Source organism: Streptomyces nidicola (assembly GCF_050106155.1).
Lineage (GTDB): Bacteria > Actinomycetota > Actinomycetes > Streptomycetales > Streptomycetaceae > Streptomyces.
Window position 1 is genome coordinate 6650165 of record NZ_JBNBPI010000001.1, and the last position, 20148, is coordinate 6670312.

The 20148-nt window shown below is 70.1% G+C and carries 16 protein-coding genes; 9 read left to right on the top strand and 7 right to left on the bottom strand.

Annotation, left to right across the window (positions count from 1 at the left end; genetic code table 11):
• Positions 1-28 precede the first annotated feature (28 nt).
• Genes ACOKM3_RS30025 through ACOKM3_RS30040 form a run of 4 tightly spaced genes read right to left on the bottom strand, consistent with a single transcriptional unit; the run spans position 29 to position 4242 of the window.
• Positions 29-1348, bottom strand: a complete 1320-nt coding sequence (locus tag ACOKM3_RS30025; RefSeq protein ID WP_426904135.1) for an ABC transporter substrate-binding protein — start codon at positions 1346-1348, stop codon at positions 29-31.
• Positions 1348-2196 (bottom strand): carbohydrate ABC transporter permease, encoded by an 849-nt coding sequence (locus ACOKM3_RS30030; RefSeq protein WP_426904136.1) that lies wholly within the window; start codon positions 2194-2196, stop codon positions 1348-1350. The genes ACOKM3_RS30025 and ACOKM3_RS30030 overlap by 1 nt, the downstream gene beginning before the upstream one ends.
• A complete protein-coding gene (locus tag ACOKM3_RS30035) occupies positions 2193-3167 on the bottom strand; it encodes a carbohydrate ABC transporter permease (RefSeq protein ID WP_426904137.1) in 975 nt (324 codons plus the stop codon). The genes ACOKM3_RS30030 and ACOKM3_RS30035 overlap by 4 nt, the downstream gene beginning before the upstream one ends.
• Positions 3168-3183: 16 nt before the next feature.
• Positions 3184-4242: a LacI family DNA-binding transcriptional regulator gene (locus ACOKM3_RS30040; RefSeq protein WP_426904138.1), complete on the bottom strand. Its 1059-nt coding sequence runs from the start codon at positions 4240-4242 to the stop codon at positions 3184-3186.
• 281 nt (positions 4243-4523) lie between these two features.
• On the opposite strand from ACOKM3_RS30040, the gene ACOKM3_RS30045 reads away from it, so the two are divergent.
• The 3 genes from ACOKM3_RS30045 to ACOKM3_RS30055 all read left to right on the top strand — a co-directional run bounded on the left by ACOKM3_RS30045 (position 4524) and on the right by ACOKM3_RS30055 (position 11649).
• Positions 4524-5255 carry a VIT1/CCC1 transporter family protein gene (locus ACOKM3_RS30045; protein ID WP_426904139.1) on the top strand — a complete coding sequence of 244 codons (732 nt, stop codon included), beginning with the start codon at positions 4524-4526 and terminating at the stop codon, positions 5253-5255.
• Between the two features lie 339 nt (positions 5256-5594).
• The gene (gene gltB, locus ACOKM3_RS30050) at positions 5595-10193 is read left to right on the top strand and encodes a glutamate synthase large subunit (protein ID WP_426904140.1); all 4599 of its coding nucleotides are present in this window, start codon (positions 5595-5597) and stop codon (positions 10191-10193) included.
• On the top strand, positions 10186-11649 hold the full coding sequence (locus ACOKM3_RS30055; RefSeq protein ID WP_426904141.1) for a glutamate synthase subunit beta: 1464 nt from the start codon (positions 10186-10188) through the stop codon (positions 11647-11649). The genes gltB and ACOKM3_RS30055 overlap by 8 nt, the downstream gene beginning before the upstream one ends.
• Positions 11650-11789: 140 nt before the next feature.
• Here the strand turns inward: ACOKM3_RS30055 and ACOKM3_RS30060 are convergent, their stop codons facing one another.
• The 3 genes from ACOKM3_RS30060 to ACOKM3_RS30070 form a co-directional block, all read right to left on the bottom strand.
• Positions 11790-12695, bottom strand: a complete 906-nt coding sequence (locus tag ACOKM3_RS30060) for a chitosanase (protein WP_426904142.1) — start codon at positions 12693-12695, stop codon at positions 11790-11792.
• A 701-nt stretch (positions 12696-13396) separates the two neighbouring features.
• Positions 13397-14332 carry an acyl-CoA dehydrogenase family protein gene (locus ACOKM3_RS30065; protein ID WP_426904143.1) on the bottom strand — a complete coding sequence of 312 codons (936 nt, stop codon included), beginning with the start codon at positions 14330-14332 and terminating at the stop codon, positions 13397-13399.
• On the bottom strand, positions 14332-15471 hold the full coding sequence (locus ACOKM3_RS30070; RefSeq protein WP_426904144.1) for an acyl-CoA dehydrogenase family protein: 1140 nt from the start codon (positions 15469-15471) through the stop codon (positions 14332-14334). The genes ACOKM3_RS30065 and ACOKM3_RS30070 overlap by 1 nt, the downstream gene beginning before the upstream one ends.
• 124 nt (positions 15472-15595) lie before the next feature.
• Between ACOKM3_RS30070 and ACOKM3_RS30075 the strand changes: the two genes are divergently transcribed.
• The 6 genes from ACOKM3_RS30075 (at position 15596) to ACOKM3_RS30100 (ending at position 20046) form a co-directional block, all read left to right on the top strand.
• Positions 15596-16384, top strand: coding sequence for an SDR family oxidoreductase (locus tag ACOKM3_RS30075; RefSeq protein ID WP_426904145.1), 789 nt, complete (start codon positions 15596-15598; stop codon positions 16382-16384).
• Positions 16381-16974, top strand: a complete 594-nt coding sequence (locus ACOKM3_RS30080; protein ID WP_426904146.1) for a TetR/AcrR family transcriptional regulator — start codon at positions 16381-16383, stop codon at positions 16972-16974. The genes ACOKM3_RS30075 and ACOKM3_RS30080 overlap by 4 nt, the downstream gene beginning before the upstream one ends.
• A gap of 22 nt (positions 16975-16996) precedes the next feature.
• The gene (locus ACOKM3_RS30085) at positions 16997-18154 is read left to right on the top strand and encodes an acetyl-CoA C-acetyltransferase (protein ID WP_426904147.1); all 1158 of its coding nucleotides are present in this window, start codon (positions 16997-16999) and stop codon (positions 18152-18154) included.
• Positions 18151-18930 carry an SDR family NAD(P)-dependent oxidoreductase gene (locus ACOKM3_RS30090; RefSeq protein WP_426904148.1) on the top strand — a complete coding sequence of 260 codons (780 nt, stop codon included), beginning with the start codon at positions 18151-18153 and terminating at the stop codon, positions 18928-18930. The genes ACOKM3_RS30085 and ACOKM3_RS30090 overlap by 4 nt, the downstream gene beginning before the upstream one ends.
• Positions 18931-19018: 88 nt before the next feature.
• Positions 19019-19648, top strand: coding sequence for a TetR/AcrR family transcriptional regulator (locus tag ACOKM3_RS30095; protein WP_426904149.1), 630 nt, complete (start codon positions 19019-19021; stop codon positions 19646-19648).
• A gap of 194 nt (positions 19649-19842) precedes the next feature.
• Positions 19843-20046: a cold-shock protein gene (locus ACOKM3_RS30100; protein ID WP_266720703.1), complete on the top strand. Its 204-nt coding sequence runs from the start codon at positions 19843-19845 to the stop codon at positions 20044-20046.
• Positions 20047-20148 lie beyond the last annotated feature (102 nt).

A 20148-nucleotide genomic window follows, 5' to 3' on the forward strand; every position in this document is an offset into this window, starting at 1 on the left:
GGTTGTGCTGGTGGTGCCGGGGTGATGCTCAGCGTTGGTAGCGGTTCAGAATCAGATTGCCGTCGTCGGCCAGGCGCTTGCGCAGCTCTGTTACGCCGAACGCGCCGTTGTAGTACTCCTGGAAGGCCGGAGTGGCGATCTTGTCCTTCCACTCGGCGTAGCCCCGCACCCCGAGCACCGGGGACGGGCGCAGCGAGGCGGCCATCTCGGAGCCCGTCTTCCAGCCGTACTTGGCGGTGGTCAGCGACGGGTCCTTGAGTGCCTCGCGGCTGGTGGGCAACAGCCAGTCGCCGCGCGCCAGTTGGACCTGGTGGTCGGCCTGTGTGAGGTAGGCGATGAACCGGGCCGCCGCCTCCTTGTGCTTGCTGTCCTCGGAGACCGACAGGGTCTGCGGAGCGACGCCCTGGGCAAGGCCGCCGGAACCGGAGGGCATGGGCAGGACGGTCCAGTCGAAGCCCTTGGGGGCCTGCTGCTGGACCTGCTGCCGGAACGAGAAGTTGAGCGGCAGCATCGCGTACTTGCCCGCGAAGAAGCCGGGCAGCGTGTCGGAACCGGCCATGCCGAGCGCCGATTTGGGCGCGGTGTGTGCCGTGTCGACCTGCCGGTTGATCAGGCGCCCGACGGCCGAGTCGGCGGCGTCGTAGCGGATCTCGTTCTTGCCGTCCTTGTCCTTGTAGAAGAGCTTGCCGCCGGTGGAAAGGGAGAGGTTCACGGACTGGGTGACGGGCTCCTTCATCGACCAGGCGACGCCGTACTGCTCGGGCTTGCCGTCCTTGTTCCTGTCGCGTGTGAGCTTCTTGCTCGCACGCTCGAACTCGGCCCAGGACCAAGGGTGTTGGACCGTGGGGGTGCGTACTCCCGACTGCTTCAGGAGCTTCTTGTTCACGACGAGTACGCGCGGCTCCTGGAGGAACGGGATGCCGTAGATCTTCTTCCCGTACGTCGTCGTGGCCCAGGACGCCTTCGGGATGTCCGCGCGCAGTGACTTCGGCAGGTAGGGGCTCAGGTCGGCGAGGTAGCCGCCGTGCCCGAAGTCGGTGAGGTCGGAGGCGTCGTCGTGGAAGATGTCCGGCGCCTTGCCGCCCTCGAAGGAGGTCAGCATCTGGTCGTGGATGCTGTCCCAGACGCCCTGGACGTACTTGACCTTGACCTTGGAGTGGGTGTCGTTCCACTTCGCGACCAGGGCCTTGTTCGCCTCGATGGACTCCTTCTGCCAGGCGAGGCTGAGGAATTCGAGGGTGACCGTGCCGTTCGCCGAATCGGAGTCCGAGCCGGAACCGGAGCAGCCGGCGAGCAGGACGAGCGAGAGCGCGGTCGCGGCCGCCGCGGTGAGCCTTCGTACGCGCATCAGCCCTTCACCGCCCCACTGAGCATGCCGCCGACGAGCCGCCGCTGGAGCAGCGCGAAGAAGACGAGGCTGGGGATCGTGGCGAGGACCGAGGCCGCGGCGAGCGGGCCCAAGTCGGCGACGCCCTCGGCGCCGAGGAAGCGGGTGAGGATGACCGACATCGTCTGGTTCTCCGGTGACTTGAGGAGGACGAGGGCGAAGAAGAACTCGTTCCAGGCGGTCACGAAGCTGAACATCAGCGTCGCTACGAGGCCGGGTGCGAGGAGCGGAAGGACCACGCTGGTCAGCGTGCGCAGCCGACCCGCTCCGTCCACCGCCGCGGCCTCCTCCAGGGAGCGCGGCACCGACTTCACGTAGCCCTGGAGCATCCAGAGCGAGAAGGGCAGGTTCCAGACGACGTAGACGATGATCAGGCCGAAGAGGCTGTCGATCATCCGCAGGTTCTTCAGGACCAGGAACAACGGGATGATGATCAGCACGAACGGGAACATCTGGCTGACCAGGATCCAGCCCGTGCCCGCCTGGCTGACGCGCGTCTTGTACCGGACCATGACGTACGAGGCCGGGACCGCGATCGCCACCGAGATCACGGAGGCGCTGACCGCGACGACCAGGCTGTTGAGCGCCGAGCGCAGCAGCGGCTGCGCGTCGAACGCGGCGCGGTAGTTGTCCAGGCTCGGATGCCGCGGCAGCCAGCTCGGGTCGATCGCGCCCAGCTCCTGCGGGGACTTGAAGGACGTCGAGATCAGCCACAGGAACGGGAAGGCCAGGAAGACCATGTAGCAGAGCAGTGCCACGTACTGGCCCGCTCGGCCGGCGACCCGGGGGAGTGTCGTACTCGCGCTCATGCCGCCGCCCCGCCTTCTACGTCGTCCTTCAGCTTCTTACGGAGGAACAGCGTCAGCAGCACCGCGATCACCGCGACCATCGCCAGGCCCATCGCGGCGGCGTATCCGAACTGCCCGTATTTGAAGGCCTCTTCGTACGCGAACAGCATCGGGAGCCGGGTCTGTCCGCCGGGCCCTCCTTGCGTCAGTACGTAGACCAGGCCGAAGGAGTTGAAGTTCCAGATGAAGTTGAGCGCGGTGATGGCGATGACCACCGGCTTCAGGGCCGGCCAGGTCACGGCCGTGAACCGGCGCCACATCCCCGCGCCGTCGAGCTGCGCGGCTTCACGGAGCTCGACCGGCACGTTCTGGAGTCCGGCGAGGAGCACCACCGTCGTCTGCGGCATGCCCGCCCACACGCCCACCACGATCACGGCGGGCAGCGCGTACGACAGGTCCGCGAGCCAGTCGACGTTCTCGTGGATCAGGCCGAGCTGGGTCAGCGTCTTGTTCAGGATGCCCGCGTCCGAGTGGTAGACGAGCCGCCACATGATGCCGACGACGACCTCGGGCATCGCCCACGGGACCAGCGCCAGGGTGCGGGCCAGCCAGCGGAAACGCAGATTCTGGTTGAGCAGCAGCGCGAGGCCGAGCGCGAGCACGAACTGGAGCGCGGTCACGGACACCGCCCAGACCAGGCCGATCCGGAACGACTCCCAGAACAGCGAGTCGTGGCGCAGGTCGAGGAAGTTGTCCAGGCCGATGAACTGCGTGGGTGCGGTCCGTCCCGCCTGCGAGTCGGTGAACGCGAGCGACAGGCCGTACAGGAGCGGGACCACGCTGAGTATCAGAATCGGGATCAGCGCGGGCATCAGCAGGAACCACGCGCCCCGGTCCAGGCCGAGCGCTCGCTTGCGCTGACCCGGCGTACGGGGAGGTGGTGTGCCGCGGCTACCAGGGACGGCGTTGTCCCGTGGCGCGGTGAGACTCATGGGAATCCTCGATGTCTCAACTGTCGGGCGCCGCCCGGCCCGTGGAGGCGCGGACGACGAGGCGGGGAGGGGCGGTGGTGGAGCGGGGAGCGGTGTTCTGCGCGGTGCTTCCGGGTGCTTCCGGGGTGTCGAGGCGGTGCAGCAGCAGTTCGGCGGCGCGTCGACCGCGCTCGGTGGAGCCCAGGTCGACGCTGGTCAGCGGGGGCCAGCCGGCCTGCGCGAGCACGCTGTCGTCCATCCCCGCGACCGCGACGTCCTCGGGTATCCGCAGGCCACGGGCGTGCAGGGCGCGGGCGGCGCCGAGGGCCAGCTGGTCGTTGGCGCCGAAGACCGCGTCGGGCTTCAGGTCGAGGAGCGCCTCGGCGGCCGCGGCCCCGGACTCGATGCCGAAGTCCGTGTGCACGACGAGCTCCGGGTCGTATACGAGGCCGCAGTCCGCGAGGGCCTTGCGGAAGCCCTCGCCGCGCTTGCTTCCGGGGACCGTGTCGGCGGGGCCGTTGACGAAGGCGATGCGGCGCCGGCCCGTCTCGTACAGATGGCGCACGGCGAGCGCGACGCCCTCGACGGAGTCGGCGCGCACGCTGTCGACCGGGACGCCGCTGGGCAGCGAACCGATGACGACGACCGGGCCCGAGGCCGAGCGCAGCGCGTCCACGTGGGCGTCCGTGATGCGGATGGGGCACAGGATGAGGCCGTCGCTGGTGCGGTCGCCGAGGCTGCGGAGCACGGCGAGCTCGTCCTCGGCGACGGCGTCCGTGGAGTGCAGGAGGAGGCGGTACCCGGCGGCCTTCGCGACGGACTGGATGGCGCGGACCATCGCCACGTAGACCGGGTTGCCGATGTCGGGCATCGCGAAGGTGAGCTGGCGGGTGCGGCCGTCCTTGAGGGAGCGGGCCACCGCGTTCGGCACATAGCCGAGTTCGGCGGCGGCGCGCTCGACCTTCTCGACGGTCGCGGGGCGGGCCCCGATCCCGTTCAGCACGCGGGAGACGGATGCGATGGAGACGCCCGCGCGCTCGGCGATGGAGATGACCGTCGGCTGACCACCGCTCGATGTGACCGCTGTCTTCGGCATCGTGACCACCCCTTCGCTGTAAACGTTTCCCGCTTCTGTAAACGTTTACGGATGTTGCGTCCTTGTTTCCCTGCCCGTCAACGCACGCATCATGTGATCCACCTCACGGGTGAGTTCGGGAAGGTGGAGGTCAGCGTGTTGCGCAGGGCGCAAAACCGCAGGTAAGTACGGCCTTCCTTGCTGGCAGGGCCGATTTTTCGCGCGTACTTTCGGACCCGTAAACGGCAGCCCGTAAGTGGCGGTCGGTAGTCAGCAGTCACAGGGGAGCGGGGTCCACGAGCATGACCATCATCGAGACCGGGGCGGCACTGCACGACGCCCACCGGGACAACCACACCCACCGCGATGTCAACGGTGGCTGGCTGCGGCCCGCGGTCTTCGGCGCGATGGACGGGCTCGTCTCCAACTTCGCGCTCATGGCCGGCGTCGCGGGCGGCGCCGTCTCGCAGCAGACGATCATCATCACCGGCCTGTCGGGCCTCGCCGCCGGAGCCTTCTCCATGGCCGCCGGCGAGTACACCTCCGTCGCCTCCCAGCGTGAGCTGGTCGAGGCCGAACTCGACGTCGAGCGGCGCGAGTTGAGGAAGCATCCGGCCGACGAGGAGAAGGAGCTCGCCGAGCTGTACGTCTCCCGCGGTGTCGAGCCGGAGCTCGCGCACGAGGTGGCCAAGCAGCTGTCGCGGGACCCCGAGCAGGCCCTGGAGATCCACGCGCGCGAGGAGTTGGGCATCGACCCCGGCGATCTTCCCTCGCCGATGGTCGCCGCCGTCTCGTCCTTCGGATCGTTCGCGCTCGGCGCCCTGATCCCGGTGCTGCCCTATCTGCTCGGGGCGAGCGCGCTGTGGCCCGCCGTGCTGCTCGCGCTCGTCGGGCTCTTCGCGTGCGGGGCCGTCGTGGCCAAGGTGACGGCGCGTTCCTGGTGGTTCAGCGGGTTGCGGCAGTTGGCCCTCGGTGGTGCCGCGGCGGGTGTGACGTATCTCCTGGGGAACATCTTCGGCACTTTTGCTGGTTGACGGCTCGCGGCCGTGGCCTGAAGATGCCTATACAGCGCCTTGCATAAGTAGTCGTTACCGCGCGGTTTCGATTGCGAGACCACGGGGCATGAGCCGTAAGCGCTGGGGGCAATGAGGCCCGCGGCGCACGCCAGCACCACCCGGCCCTCGGTCATCGATCTGCCCGGCGAGGCCTCTCCCGCCGCCACCCGCGGTGTCCGCATGTTGGAACGCAGTATCCGGTTCCCGAGAATCGCTCCATCATGTAACCTGCACGAAATTTTTTGAGCTGCACTTCTCCGCAGAGGGCCAACGTCGTCCCTCGGCACGCACCTTGCCACGACGACGACGGGAGAGCCGATGCGTACCGCGCGCCAGCCGTCCCAGCATTCCAACAGCGGCCAGACCTGGTCGCACATGGATGCTCGCCCTGCTGCCCAGGGCATGTACGACCCGCGTAATGAGCACGACGCCTGTGGCGTCGGGTTCGTGGCCACCCTCACCGGCGAGGCGAGCCACACGCTGGTCGAGCAGGCGCTGACCGTTCTGCGAAACCTGGAACACCGCGGTGCCACCGGCTCCGAGCCCGACTCGGGCGACGGCGCGGGCATCCTGTCCCAGGTTCCGGACGCCTTCCTGCGCGAGGTGGTCGACTTCGACCTCCCCGAGGCCGGTGCGTACGCCGTCGGTATCGCCTTCCTGCCCGAGGAGGGCACCGAGGAGTTCGTCTCGCGCATCGAGACGATCGCCGCCGAAGAGGACCTGAACGTCCTCGGCTGGCGCGAGGTCCCGGTCGCCCCGCAGATGCTCGGCTCCATGGCCCGCTCGACGATGCCGGCCTTCCGCCAGATCTTCGTCGCCGACGGCACCAGCAAGGACATCGCGCTCGACCGCAAGGCGTTCGTGCTGCGCAAGCGCGCCGAGCGCGAGGCCGACGTGTACTTCCCGTCGCTCTCCGCCCGCACGATCGTCTACAAGGGCATGCTGACCACCGGCCAGCTGGAGCCCTTCTTCCCGGACCTGTCCGACCGCCGCTTCGCCTCCGCGATCGCGCTCGTGCACTCCCGGTTCTCCACGAACACGTTCCCGTCGTGGCCGCTCGCGCACCCGTACCGCTTCGTCGCGCACAACGGTGAGATCAACACCGTCAAGGGCAACCGCAACTGGATGCGCGCCCGTGAGTCGCAGCTCGGCTCCGACCTCTTCGGTGGTTCGGACAACCTTGAGCGGATCTTCCCGGTCTGTACGCCGGACGCCTCCGACTCCGCCTCCTTCGACGAGGTCCTGGAGCTGCTGCACCTCGGTGGCCGTTCGCTGCCGCACAGCGTCCTGATGATGATCCCGGAGGCCTGGGAGAACCACGCCTCCATGGACCCGGCCCGGCGCGCCTTCTACCAGTACCACTCCAACCTGATGGAGCCCTGGGACGGCCCGGCCTGCGTCACCTTCACCGACGGCACCCAGGTCGGCGCCGTTCTCGACCGCAACGGTCTGCGCCCCGGCCGCTACTGGGTCACCGACGAGGGACTCGTCGTCCTCGGCTCCGAGGTCGGCGTCCTCGACATCGACCCGGCCAAGGTCGTCAAGAAGGGCCGCCTGCAGCCCGGCCGGATGTTCCTCGTGGACACCGCCGAGCACCGCATCATCGAGGACGAGGAGATCAAGGACGCTCTCGCCTCCGAGCACCCCTACGAGGAGTGGCTCGAGGCCGGCGAGATCGAGCTCTCCGACCTCCCCGAGCGCGAGCACATCGTGCACACGCACGCCTCCGTCACGCGCCGCCAGCAGACCTTCGGCTACACCGAGGAAGAGCTCCGCATCCTCCTCGCGCCGATGGCCAAGGCCGGCGCCGAGCCGATCGGCTCGATGGGCACCGACACCCCGATCGCGGCGCTCTCCGCCCGCCCGCGGCTGCTCTTCGACTACTTCACGCAGCTGTTCGCGCAGGTCACCAACCCGCCGCTGGACGCGATCCGCGAGGAGCTCGTCACCTCGCTGCGCTCCCCGCTGGGCCCCGGCAGCAACCTCCTGGAGCCCACGGCCGCCACCTGCCGCGCGGTCACCCTGCCGTTCCCGGTGATCGACAACGATGAGCTCGCGAAGCTCATCCACATCAACGCCGACGGCGACATGCCCGGCATGAAGGCCGTCACCCTGTCCGGCCTGTACCGGGTCTCCGGCGGTGGCGACTCCCTCGCCGCCCGGATCGACGAGATCTGCGCCGAGGCCGACGCCGCCCTCGAGGCCGGCGCCCGCCTGATCGTGCTCTCCGACCGGCACTCCGACGCCGAGCACGCGCCGATCCCCTCGCTGCTGCTCACCGCGGCCGTCCACCACCACCTCATCCGTACGAAGAAGCGCACCCAGGTGGGCCTCCTCGTCGAGGCCGGTGACGTGCGCGAGGTGCACCACGTCGCCCTGCTCATCGGCTTCGGTGCCGCGGCGGTCAACCCGTACCTCGCCATGGAGTCGGTCGAGGACCTGGTCCGCGCCGGCACGTTCCTCAAGGACATAGAGTCCGAGGACGCGATCAGGAACCTGATCTACGCGCTCGGCAAGGGCGTCCTCAAGGTCATGTCCAAGATGGGCATCTCGACCGTCGCCTCCTACCGCGGCGCCCAGGTCTTCGAGGCCGTCGGCCTCGACGAGGCCTTCGTCGAGAAGTACTTCAACGGCACCACCACCAAGATCGGCGGCGCCGACCTGCGCGTCATCGCCGAGGAGGTCGCGGCCCGGCACGCCAAGGCGTACCCCGCCTCCGGCATCGCGCCCGCGCACCGCGCGCTCGACATCGGTGGCGAGTACCAGTGGCGCCGCGAGGGCGAGCCGCACCTGTTCGACCCGGAGACGGTCTTCCGCCTCCAGCACGCCACGCGCTCGGGCAGCTACGACATCTTCAAGAAGTACACGGACCGCGTGAACGAGCAGTCCGAGCGCCTCATGACGCTGCGTGGCCTGTTCAACTTCAAGTCCGAGGGTCGCGAGCCGATCTCCATCGACGAGGTCGAGCCGGCCTCCGAGATCGTCAAGCGCTTCTCGACCGGCGCCATGTCGTACGGCTCCATCTCCCAGGAGGCGCACGAGACCCTCGCCATCGCCATGAACCAGTTGGGCGGCAAGTCCAACACCGGTGAGGGCGGCGAGGACCCGGAGCGCCTGTACGACCCGGCGCGCCGGTCCAGCATCAAGCAGGTCGCTTCCGGCCGCTTCGGTGTGACCTCCGAGTACCTGGTCAACTCCGACGACATCCAGATCAAGATGGCCCAGGGCGCCAAGCCCGGCGAGGGCGGCCAGCTGCCCGGCCACAAGGTCTACCCGTGGGTCGCCAAGACGCGTCACTCGACGCCGGGCGTGGGCCTCATCTCCCCGCCGCCGCACCACGACATCTACTCCATCGAGGACCTGGCTCAGCTGATCCACGACCTCAAGAACGCCAACCCGCAGGCCCGCATCCACGTGAAGCTGGTCTCCGAGGTCGGCGTCGGTACGGTCGCGGCCGGTGTGTCCAAGGCGCACGCGGACGTCGTCCTGATCTCCGGCCACGACGGAGGCACGGGTGCCTCGCCGCTCACGTCGCTGAAGCACGCCGGTGGTCCCTGGGAGCTCGGCCTCGCCGAGACCCAGCAGACGCTGCTGCTCAACGGCCTGCGCGACCGCATCGTCGTGCAGACCGACGGCCAGCTGAAGACCGGCCGCGACGTGCTGATCGCCGCGCTGCTCGGCGCCGAGGAGTTCGGTTTCGCGACCGCGCCGCTCGTCGTCTCCGGCTGCGTCATGATGCGCGTCTGCCACCTGGACACCTGCCCGGTCGGCATCGCCACGCAGAACCCGACGCTGCGCGAGCGCTTCTCCGGCAAGGCCGAGTACATCGTCAACTTCTTCAAGTTCATCGCCGAAGAGGTCCGCGAGCTGCTCGCCGAGATGGGCTTCCGCTCCATCGAGGAGGCCGTCGGCCACGCCGAACTCCTCGACACCGAGCGGGCCGTGAACCACTGGAAGGCGCAGGGCCTCGACCTGGAGCCGCTGTTCCACGTGCCGGAGCTGCCCGCGGGCGCCGTCCGGCACCGGATCATCGAGCAGGACCACGGCCTGGAGAAGGCGCTCGACAACGAGCTGATCAAGCTCGCCGCCGACGCCCTCGCCGCGAACGACCAGACGGACGCCCAGCCGGTGCGCGCCCAGGTCGCCATCCGCAACATCAACCGCACGGTCGGCACCATGCTCGGCCACGAGGTGACGAAGAAGTTCGGTGGCGCGGGCCTGCCCGACGACACCATCGACATCACCTTCACGGGCTCCGCGGGCCAGTCGTTCGGCGCCTTCGTGCCGCGCGGTGTGACGCTGCGCCTGGAGGGCGACGCCAACGACTACGTCGGCAAGGGCCTCTCCGGTGGCCGCGTCATCGTCCGCCCGGACCGCGGCGCCGACCACCTCGCCGAGTACTCGACGATCGCCGGCAACACCATCGCGTACGGCGCGACGGGCGGCGAGCTGTTCCTGCGCGGCCGCACCGGCGAGCGCTTCTGCGTCCGCAACTCCGGCGCCACGGTGGTCTCGGAGGGCGTGGGCGACCACGGCTGCGAGTACATGACCGGCGGCCACGCGGTGATCCTCGGCGAGACGGGCCGCAACTTCGCGGCCGGTATGTCGGGCGGCATCGCGTACGTCATCGACCTGAAGCTCGACGACGTGAACCCCGGCAACAAGTCGGCGGTCCAGCCCCTCGACGACACCGACAAGCAGTGGCTGCACGACGTGGTGCGCCGCCACGCCGAGGAGACCGGCTCGACGGTGGCCGAGAAGCTCCTCGTCGACTGGGACGCCTCGGTGGCCCGGTTCACCAAGATCATCCCCAGCACGTACAAGGCAGTGCTCGCCGCCAAGGACGCCGCCGAGCGAGACGGTCTCTCGGAGACCGAGATCACCGAGAAGATGATGGAGGCGGCGACCAATGGCTGATCCCAAGGGCTTTCTGAACCATGGCCGCGAGGTCGCGCAGACCCGCCCGGTCGACGAGCGCGTCAAGGACTGGAACGAGGTCTACGTTCCCGGGTCCCTGCTGCCCATCATCAGCAAGCAGGCGTCCCGCTGCATGGACTGCGGCATCCCGTTCTGTCACAACGGCTGCCCGCTGGGGAACCTGATCCCCGAGTGGAACGACTACGCGTACCGCGAGGACTGGTCGGCCGCGCAGGAGCGCCTGCACGCGACCAACAACTTCCCGGAGTTCACCGGTCGCCTCTGCCCGGCCCCCTGTGAGTCGGCGTGCGTGCTCGGCATCAACCAGCCGGCCGTGACCATCAAGAACGTCGAGGTCTCGATCATCGACCAGGCGTGGGACCGGGGCGACGTCGCCCCGCAGATCCCCGAGCGCCTGTCGGGCAAGACCGTCGCCGTCATCGGCTCGGGCCCGGCGGGTCTCGCCGCCGCCCAGCAGCTGACGCGGGCCGGTCACACGGTCGCCGTCTACGAGCGCGCCGACCGCATCGGCGGCCTGCTCCGCTACGGCATCCCCGAGTTCAAGATGGAGAAGCGCCACATCAACCGCCGCATCGAGCAGATGCGCGCGGAGGGCACCAAGTTCCGCACCGGCGTGGAGGTCGGCCGCGACATCGACGCCGCGGGCCTGCGCAAGCGCTACGACGCCGTCGTCGTGGCCGCGGGTGCGACCGTGTCCCGCGATCTCCCGGTCCCCGGCCGCGAGTTGAACGGCATCCACTACGCGATGGAGTACCTGCCGCTCTCCAACAAGGTGCAGGAGGGCGACTACGTCCAGCCGCCCATCACCGCCGAGGGCAAGCACGTCGTCGTGATCGGCGGCGGTGACACCGGCGCCGACTGCGTGGGCACCGCCCACCGCCAGGGCGCCGCCTCGGTGACGCAGCTGGAGATCATGCCGCGCCCGAACGACGAGCGGAACACGACCACGCAGCCGTGGCCGACGTTCCCGATGCTCTACAAGGTCACCTCCGCGCACGAGGAGGGCGGCGAGCGCATCTACTCGGCGGGCACCACCCACTTCGAGGGCGACGAGGACGGCAACGTCCAGTGGCTGCACCTCTCCGAGGTCGAGTTCGTCGACGGCAAGCTCGTCAACAAGCCGGGTACCGAGCGCAAGATCCCGGCGCAGCTGGTCACCCTGGCGATGGGCTTCACGGGCACGGACCAGGAGAACGGCCTGGTCTCGCAGTTCGGCCTCGACCTCGACGCGCGCGGCAACGTCGCCCGCGACGACGAGTTCCAGACGAACGTCCCGGGTGTGTTCGTGGCGGGCGACGCCGGCCGCGGCCAGTCCCTCATCGTGTGGGCCATCGCGGAGGGCCGCTCGGCCGCCCGCGGCGTGGACCGCTTCCTGACCGGGGCGTCGGAGCTGCCGGCTCCGATCCGCCCGACGGACCGCGCGCTGGCGGTCTGACGCTCCCTCAATAGACGTCCCGTACAACGGCGTACGGAACAGAGCGCGACGCTCGCCCTACAGTCCCCGACCGGACGCTGGGCGGGCGTCGCGGTGCGTTCGGGGGGGGGCTTCGGGGGGGCTTTGGGCTGGGGGCGCGCTCAGTCGATGTGGAACGTCTCGCCGTACACCTTCCACGTCAGCGGTGTCTTCAGGGACAGGTTGCCGTCGTAGAGGAACTGGCGCTGCGCCGTGTCGATGCGGGTCGTGTCGCGGTCCGGGTTCTTGGACTTCATGGCCTTGCGGCGCAGGTCGAGGAAGATGTCGAGGTAGTTCTTCTCGCTGCCGCCCTGCGACGGGGTGTCGGCCTCCTTGAGGGCGGCCTCGCGCAGTCCGTAGAAGCCGTTCGGGCCTGTGCCGGGGCCGTGCAGGACCATCGCGTCGTAGTAGACGAACTGGCCGAGCGTGCCCAGGCCGTCGAGCTTGGCGAGGCGGACCGCGGGGTCGAAGTAGCCGCGGTCGCGCTCCTTCTCCTGGATGTCCCGGAAGGCCTTGTGGGCGGCCTCCTGCTTCCACGCCGCGGTGAAGCCGGGGTCGAGGCCCTTGTGGGAGTCCGTGCCGTCGACCTTGCGCAGGGCGGGGAGGTAGCGGGCGAGGCCGTTGTCCGGGTGGGCCTTGGTGTAGCGCTCGACCAGGGTCAGCAGGTCGTGGGTGCCGGTGCAGAAGCCGATGATGCCGGCCGTGTAGCCCTGGCCGTCGTCGATGTCCTCGATGTAGCCGTACTGGCCGCGCCAGTTGAGCGTCGAGTTCTCGGCGCTGGCGACGATCTGCTGTGCCAGGTCCTTCTTCTGCGGCGCGGCGAGGCCGGGCGGCAGGCCGGCGATCACCTTGTCGTCGGCTTTGCGCTCCGCTTCCGACTGGTTGCCGGGGCGGGCCGGGGCGGAGGTGGTGGGGCGTGGGCCCGCTCCGTCCTGCTTGTCGTCCGGCGACAGGAGGTAGACGGCGGCGGTGGTGAGTGGGGCGGCCAGGGCCACGAAGGAGAGGAGCAGGCAGCCTGCGCGTTTCATGCGGCACAGACTAAGCGAGTGTCTGTGCGACACGGCGCCCGGTGCCGGCTCCCGACCGGGGCCCCGGTCCTACGCCGCGGGGCTCTGCCCCGGCCCCCGCGCCTCAAGCGCCGGCGGGGCTGAAAAGACCGGGGCTCCGCCCCGGCCCCGCGGGCTCTCGTTCGAGAGGCGGGGCTTGATGGGCTCGGTGCCACGTGGCTTGCGGCCGGCCGTGCCCCACGCCACGGGGCTCCGCCCCGGACCCCGCGCCTCAAACGCCGGCGGGGCTGAAAAGACCGGGGCTCCGCCCCGGCCCCGCGGGCTCTCGCTGGAGAGGCGGGGCTTGATGGGCTCGGTGCCACGTGGCTTGCGGCCGGCCGTGCCCCACGCCGCGGGGCTCCGCCCCGGCCCCCGCGCCTCAAGCGCCGGCGGGGCTGATTGTGCCTCCGCCCCGGACCCCGCTGCTCAATCGCCGCAGGGGCTTGAACACCCCGGGCTCGAATTGCCCGCCCGCAGGCAATCGCCCGGCTCCCGCCCATCTCCCACCGCCCGCCCCCTCCGGGGGCGTCGGCCCGACGGGGTGCCGGTGCCGGCTCGGCCGAATCGGCGACGGTCGCGGTTCCCCGCCCGTTGCGGTCGGCCGCCGCCTTGGGCAATCTGCCGCCTGGGGCGGCAGGGTGGGCAAGGCGGCGCCACGGTGCCGCGTAACCGTTACGGGGGCGCTATGCCACTGTTCGCTCGCGGCACGCGGACGGCGTGCCCCATGCGTCCCGCAACGGGCGGGCCTTGCGGAGCCAGAGGGACAGGTCCAGCTCCTCCGTGTAGCCCACGGCACCGTGGAGTTGGAGGGCCGCGCGCGCCGCCGCGTAGGCCGCCTCACCCGCCGACAACTTCGCCGCCGCGACGTCCGTCGACGCCATCGTGAGTGCCGCTCCGAACAGCAGCGGGCGCGCGAACTCCAGGCCCACCAGCGCGTCCGCGAGACGGTGCTTGACCGCCTGGAAGGAGCCGACCGGGACGCCGAACTGCTCACGTTGCTTCACGTAGTCGACCGTGCGGCGGAGTAGTTCCAGGCCCACGCCGAGCGACTGCGCCGCCGTCAGGAGTGCCGCCATGTCCGACGCCTCCCGCACCTTCGCGCCGCGCGCCACGACCTCGCCCCCCTCGGGCACGAACAGCCGCCGCGCCGGATCCGCCGACTCCCGCAGCGGCCCGCGCCCCGCGGCGCGCCGCACCGCGTCGCCGTCCACCACGAACACGGCGTCCGCCGAGTCCGCGTCCAGCGCATAGGGGCCGGAGGCCAGCGTGGCCACCACCTCGCCCGCCGCGATCCGGGGCAGCCACTCCTTCGCCGCCTCCGTACCGTTCAGCAACGTCGCCACCGCCGCCGTCTCGACCACAGGACCCGGCACCGCATGCCGCCCCAACTCCACGTACGCCAACGCCAGTTCCACCGGCAGCGGGCCCACCCCCTCGTACGCGTCCGGCACCGCGAGCGCGAACACCCCCGCCTTCGCGAGCCGCCCCCACAGCGCCCGCCCGGGCCCCGCGTCGCCGCCCGCCCACGCGCGGATCACCGACGGGGTGTCCGCCGCCGTGAGCATCCGGTCGAGCGTGCGGCCGAACTCGGCCTGCTCCGCGTCCAGGAGGAACCTCATCAGCGGCGTCCCTTCGGCAGGCCGAGCAGGCGCTCGGCGATGATGTCGCGCTGGATCTCGTTCGTACCGGCGTAGATCGGGCCCGCGAGCGAGAAGGTGTAGCCCTCGGCCCACTCGCCGCCCGCCAACTCCCCGTCCGAGCCCAGTAGCTCGAGCGCCGTCTCGTGCAGCGCGATGTCGTACTCCGACCAGAACACCTTGTTCAGGCTCGACTCCGCCCCTATCTGCTCACCCGCCGCGAACCGCGACGCGTTGCCGTACGTGAACAGCTGGTACGCGCGCGCCCCCACCACCGCGTCCGCCACCCGGTCCCGCACCACCGGGTCCGCGCCGCGCTCCCGCCACAGCCCGAGCAGCCGATCCGCGGAGGCGAGGAAACGGCCGGGGGAGCGGAGCATAAGACCCCGCTCGTTCCCCGTCGTCGACATCGCGATGCGCCAGCCCTTGCCGACCTCCCCGATCACGTCCTCGTCGGGCACGAACACGTCGTCCAGGAACAGCTCGGCGAAGGCCGGCTTGCCGTCGATACGGCCGATGGGCCGGACCGTGACTCCCGGCGCGCGCAGGTCGAACATCAGGTACGTGAGCCCGTGATGAGGCTTGTCCGCCTCCGGGTCCGTACGGAAGATGCCGAACGCCCGGTCCGCGAACGCCGCCCGCGACGACCACGTCTTCTGTCCACGCAGCAACCACCCGCCGTCCGTGCGCACCGCCCGCGACCGCAGCGCCGCCAGGTCGGAGCCCGCTTCCGGCTCCGACCAGGCCTGCGCCCAGATCACCTCGCCGCTCGCCATCGACGGCAGCACCCGCGCCCGCTGCTCGTCCGTGGCGTGGTCGAAGAGCGTGGGCGCGAGGAGGTTGATGCCGTTCTGCGAGACGCGGCCCGGCGCCCCCGCCGCGTAGTACTCCTCCTCGAAGATCAGCCACTTGAGGATGTCGACGCCGCGGCCCCCGAACTCCTCGGGCCACGAGACGACCGACCAGCGGTCCGCGGACATCTCGGCCTCCCACGCACGGTGCGCGGCGAAGCCCTCGGCCGTTTCCAGGGAGGGCAGCGGCTCGGCCGGCACGTGCTCGGCGAGCCAGGCCCGCGCCTCCTCGCGGAACGCGTCCTGATCCGGGGTGAAGTTCAGGTCCATCGGGCGCCCATTCCTTCCCTAACAAGTGTTTGGTAGGTTACCGTACTCGCATGGACAGCGTCGAGGTGTTCCGAAGCTTCTGACCCTTCTGAACCTTCCGAGCCGGAATTCGTGAGGAGCGCGCATGACCGCCGAAGCCCCCCGGTACGTGCCCGGACACCACCTGCTCGACGGGCGTACGGCCGTGATCACGGCCGCCGCGGGCGCCGGGATCGGCGGCGCCACCGCGCGCCGCTTCCTGGAGGAGGGCGCCCGCGTCGTCGTCAGCGACGCGCACGCGCGCCGACTGAAGGAGAGCGAGGCGGCCCTCGCCGCCGAGTTCGGCGCCGAGAAGGTCTCCGCGCTCGCCTGCGACGTCACCGACGAGGAGCAGGTGCAGGCACTCTTCGCGCACGTAGCGGAGCGGCACGGCGGGCTCGACATAGTCGTCAACAACGCGGGCCTCGGCGGCACTTCGGCGCTCGTCGACATGAGCGACGAGCAGTGGACGAAGGTCCTGGACGTCACGTTGAACGGGACCTTCCGGTGCGTACGGGCCGCCCTGCGTGCCTTCCGCGACACCGGCAGCGGCGGCGTCATCGTCAACAACGCGTCCGTCATCGGCTGGCGCGCCCAGGCCGGACAGGCGCACTACGCGGCGGCGAAGGCCGGCGTGATGGCCCTGACCAGGACCGCCGCGATAGAGGCCGCCGAGTACGGAGTGCGGGTCAACGCGGTGGCGCCCAGCCTCGCCATGCACCCGCACCTGGTGAAGGTCACCTCGGAGGAACTGCTCGCCGAACTGACCGAGAAGGAGGCCTTCGGCCGGTACGCACAGCCCTGGGAGGTGGCCAACGTGATGGTCTTCCTCGCCTCCGGCTACTCCTCGTACATGACCGGTGAGACCGTCTCCGTCAGCAGCCAGCGCGCATGAGCCCCTCGCCCGAGCGGCGCCAGGAACTCCTCGCCACGGCGGCCGGGGTGTTCGCGGCGCAGGGCTACGACGCCACCACCGTGCGCCGGATCGCCGACGCCGCGGGGATGCTCGCGGGCAGCCTCTATTACCACTTCGACTCCAAGGACTCGATCGTCGAGGAGATCCTCCGGGGTTTTCTCGACGAGCTGTGGGGCCGCTACGACACCGTGCTCGCCGCCGGACACGGGCCGCGCGAGACGATGCGGGCCCTGGTCACCGAGTCGTTCCGGGAGATCGACCGGCACGGGCCCGCCGTCGCCATCTACCAGAAGGAGTCGAAGGCGCTCGCGGCCAGGGAGCGGTTCGCGTTCCTCGCCGCGTCCCAGCGCAAGTTCGAGCAGACCTGGCTGACCACCCTCGAAGAAGGCGTGGCGGCCGGGGCGTTCCGCGCCGACCTCGACATCCGGCTGACCTACCGGTTCGTGCGCGACACCGTGTGGGTCGCCGCGTCCTGGTACCGGCCGGGCGGCCGGCACAGCCCCGAGGAGATCGCCCGCGAGTACCTCGCGATGGTGCTCGACGGGATAGCCCAACCCCACCACCCTTAGAAGCGACTGGAGTTGATGCGTCATGGCCGAGGCCTACATCGTCGATGCGGTCCGTACGCCCGTCGGGCGACGCAAGGGCGGGCTCAGCGGCGTCCACCCCGCCGACCTGGGCGCCCATGTCCTGAAGGAGCTCGTCGCGCGCACCGGGGTCGACCCGGCCGCCGTCGAGGACGTCGTCTTCGGCTGCCTCGATACCGTCGGCCCGCAGGCCGGCGACATCGCCCGCACCTGCTGGCTCGCGGCGGGGCTTCCCGAGGAGGTGCCGGGCGTCACCGTCGACCGGCAGTGCGGCTCCTCCCAGCAGGCCATCCACTTCGCGGCGCAGGGCGTGCTCTCCGGGACGCAGGACCTCGTCGTCGCGGGCGGCACACAGAACATGTCGATGATCCCGATCGCCTTCGCCTCCCGGCAGGCCGCCGAACCGCTCGGCCTCACCGAGGGCCCCTTCCTCGGCAGCGAGGGCTGGCGCGCCCGCTACGGCGACGCGCCCGTCAATCAGTTCCACGGCGCCGAACTCATCGCCGAGAAGTGGGGCATCACGCGGCAGGACCAGGAGGAGTGGGCGCTCCGCTCCCACCAGCGGGCACTGCGCGCGATCGACGAGGGCCGGTTCGCCAAGGAGTCCGTCGCCTACGGGGACGTCACCGCCGACGAGGGGCCGCGCCGGGACACGACCCTGGAGAAGATGGCGGGCCTGAAGCCGGTCGTCGAGGGCGGCACCATCACCGCCGCCTGCTCCTCGCAGGTCTCGGATGGAGCGGCGGCCCTGCTGCTCGCCTCCGAACAGGCCGTACGGGAACACGGGCTGACGCCCCGGGCCCGCATCCACCACCTCTCCGTACGCGGCGAGGACCCCATCCGGATGCTGTCCGCGCCCATCCCGGCGACCGCGTACGCGCTGAAGAAGACCGGCCTGAGCATGGACGACATCGACCTCGTCGAGATCAACGAGGCGTTCGCGCCGGTTGTTCTCGCCTGGCTCAAGGAGACCGGCACCGACCCCGAGAAGGTCAACGTCAACGGCGGCGCCATCGCCCTCGGCCACCCCCTCGGAGCCACCGGCAGCAAGCTGATGACGACCCTCCTTCACGAACTGGAGCGCACCGGCGGCCGGTTCGGCCTCCAGACGATGTGCGAGGGCGGCGGCCAGGCCAACGTCACGATCATCGAGCGCCTGTGACGAGCCCGCCTCGTACGACGACGAGTGAGCGGCATGGGCAGCCGGCCGGGAAGGTCGCCCTCGTGACCGGCGCGGCCCGCGGCATGGGCGAGGCCATCGCGCGCGAACTGGTGGCGCGCGGGACGCGGGTCGTGCTCGGGGACGTCCTCGTGACCGAAGGGGAGAAGGTCGCCGATGACCTCGGTGACGCCGCGCGGTTCGTGAGACTCGATGTCACCGAAGCGGCCTCCTGGGCGCACGCCGTCGACGTCGCCGTCCGCACGTACGGGCAGCTCGACATCCTCGTCAACAACGCAGCCATCTACACGACATCCCCCATCGTCGACGAGGATCCGGCCCAGCTGGAGCGGATCCTCAAGGTCGATCTCGTCGGCCCGTTCCTCGGGGTCCAGGCCGTCGTCCCCGCGATGCGGGCGGGGGAGCGGGGCGGCGCGATCGTCAACATCTCCTCGCAGGCCGGCGTCCAGGGCATCTGGGGGCACGGCTCGTACGGCGCCGCGAAGTGGGGGCTGCGCGGGCTGAGCCGCACCGCCGCCCTCGAACTCGGCGGCGACGGCATCCGCGTCAACGCCGTCTTCCCCGGCGCCATCGACACGGCGATGACCGCCCACCTCGGCACCACCGAACACCCGGCCGCCGCGCTCGGCCGCATCGGCCGGCCCGAGGAGGTGGCGCGGCTCGTCGCCTTCCTCGCCTCCGACGACGCCTCCTACCTCACCGGCGCGGAGGTCTCCGCCGACGGCGGCGCGTCGGCCGGACGGATGCCCCGGTCATGACGATGGTCATGACGAACCACCCGTGCCGATGGGGTGATCGGTGGGGACCACTTCGCCCGGTGGCCCCGCCGCCCGGGACAATGGGCCCGTGCCTACGAAGTCAACGAAGCCCGCGAAGAAGAAGTCCCAGTCGACGAACGCCGCGCCCGAGCGGCGCGGCGAGCTCCTGCACACCGCGGCCGAGGTCTTCGCCGAGCAGGGCTACAACGCCACGACGGTCCGCAAGATCGCCGACCACGCGGGCATGCTCGCCGGCAGCCTCTACTACCACTTCGACTCCAAGGAATCGATGCTGGAGGAGATCCTGCGCGGCTTCCTCGACGAGCTGTGGTCCGGCTACGACACCGTGCTCGACGACGAACTCGGACCGAGGGAGACGCTGGAGGCGCTGGTCACCGAGTCGTTCCGGGAGATCGACCGGCACCGTGCCGCCGTCGCCATCTACCAGCGGGAGTCCCAGCAGCTCGTCGCGCAGGACCGCTTCGCGTTCCTCGCAGAGTCGCAGCGCAGGTTCGAGGAGACCTGGCTGACCACCCTGGAGCGCGGCGTCGCCGAGCAGGTCTTCCGCGCCGACCTCGACATCCGCCTCACCTACCGGTTCGTGCGCGACACCGTGTGGGTCGCCGCGTCCTGGTACCGGCCCGGCGGGCGGCACAGTCCCGAGGAGATCGCGCGCCAGTATCTGTCGATGGTCCTGGACGGGATCGCGGTGCGGTGACACGGGATCGCGGTCCGGCGGCGTCGCATGCTAAGATTCACGACGTTGCAGTTTTGGTACCCATAGACTTTATGTGCGCCTGACGGGAATGTTCCTCAGGCGCATTATTGTTTTCCCGGGAAATTTCCTGGTTTCCGGCGTTCACCTGGGCGTTATTGGAATGGGGACTGCTACCTGTTCTTAAGGAGAACGACATGGCCACCGGTATCGTTAAGTGGTTCAACTCGGAAAAGGGCTTCGGCTTCATCGAGCAGGACGGCGGCGGCGCCGACGTCTTCGCCCACTACTCGAACATCGCCACCTCGGGCTTCCGTGAGCTCCAGGAGGGCCAGAAGGTGACGTTCGACGTCACGCAGGGCCAGAAGGGCCCGCAGGCGGAGAACATCCTCCCCGCCTGATCTCGCTCGTAGATCACTCGACACCGCCGGGCTGACCCGGCAGGTGTCGGATCGAGCATCACCGGGCCGGGGCCCGCACCACTACGGTGCGGGCCCCGGTTC

Excerpts from the sequence above, each read along its gene's own strand:
- ACOKM3_RS30025 (WP_426904135.1), bottom strand. The coding sequence starts at position 1,348 with ATGCGCGTACGAAGGCTCACCGCGGCGGCCGCGACCGCGCTCTCGCTC.
- ACOKM3_RS30030 (WP_426904136.1), bottom strand. The coding sequence starts at position 2,196 with ATGAGCGCGAGTACGACACTCCCCCGGGTCGCCGGCCGAGCGGGCCAG.
- ACOKM3_RS30035 (WP_426904137.1), bottom strand. The coding sequence starts at position 3,167 with ATGAGTCTCACCGCGCCACGGGACAACGCCGTCCCTGGTAGCCGCGGC.
- ACOKM3_RS30040 (WP_426904138.1), bottom strand. The coding sequence starts at position 4,242 with ATGCCGAAGACAGCGGTCACATCGAGCGGTGGTCAGCCGACGGTCATC.
- ACOKM3_RS30045 (WP_426904139.1), top strand. The coding sequence starts at position 4,524 with ATGACCATCATCGAGACCGGGGCGGCACTGCACGACGCCCACCGGGAC.
- gltB (WP_426904140.1), top strand. The coding sequence starts at position 5,595 with ATGCGTACCGCGCGCCAGCCGTCCCAGCATTCCAACAGCGGCCAGACC.
- ACOKM3_RS30055 (WP_426904141.1), top strand. The coding sequence starts at position 10,186 with ATGGCTGATCCCAAGGGCTTTCTGAACCATGGCCGCGAGGTCGCGCAG.
- ACOKM3_RS30060 (WP_426904142.1), bottom strand. The coding sequence starts at position 12,695 with ATGAAACGCGCAGGCTGCCTGCTCCTCTCCTTCGTGGCCCTGGCCGCC.
- ACOKM3_RS30065 (WP_426904143.1), bottom strand. The coding sequence starts at position 14,332 with ATGAGGTTCCTCCTGGACGCGGAGCAGGCCGAGTTCGGCCGCACGCTC.
- ACOKM3_RS30070 (WP_426904144.1), bottom strand. The coding sequence starts at position 15,471 with ATGGACCTGAACTTCACCCCGGATCAGGACGCGTTCCGCGAGGAGGCG.
- ACOKM3_RS30075 (WP_426904145.1), top strand. The coding sequence starts at position 15,596 with ATGACCGCCGAAGCCCCCCGGTACGTGCCCGGACACCACCTGCTCGAC.
- ACOKM3_RS30080 (WP_426904146.1), top strand. The coding sequence starts at position 16,381 with ATGAGCCCCTCGCCCGAGCGGCGCCAGGAACTCCTCGCCACGGCGGCC.
- ACOKM3_RS30085 (WP_426904147.1), top strand. The coding sequence starts at position 16,997 with ATGGCCGAGGCCTACATCGTCGATGCGGTCCGTACGCCCGTCGGGCGA.
- ACOKM3_RS30100 (WP_266720703.1), top strand. The coding sequence starts at position 19,843 with ATGGCCACCGGTATCGTTAAGTGGTTCAACTCGGAAAAGGGCTTCGGC.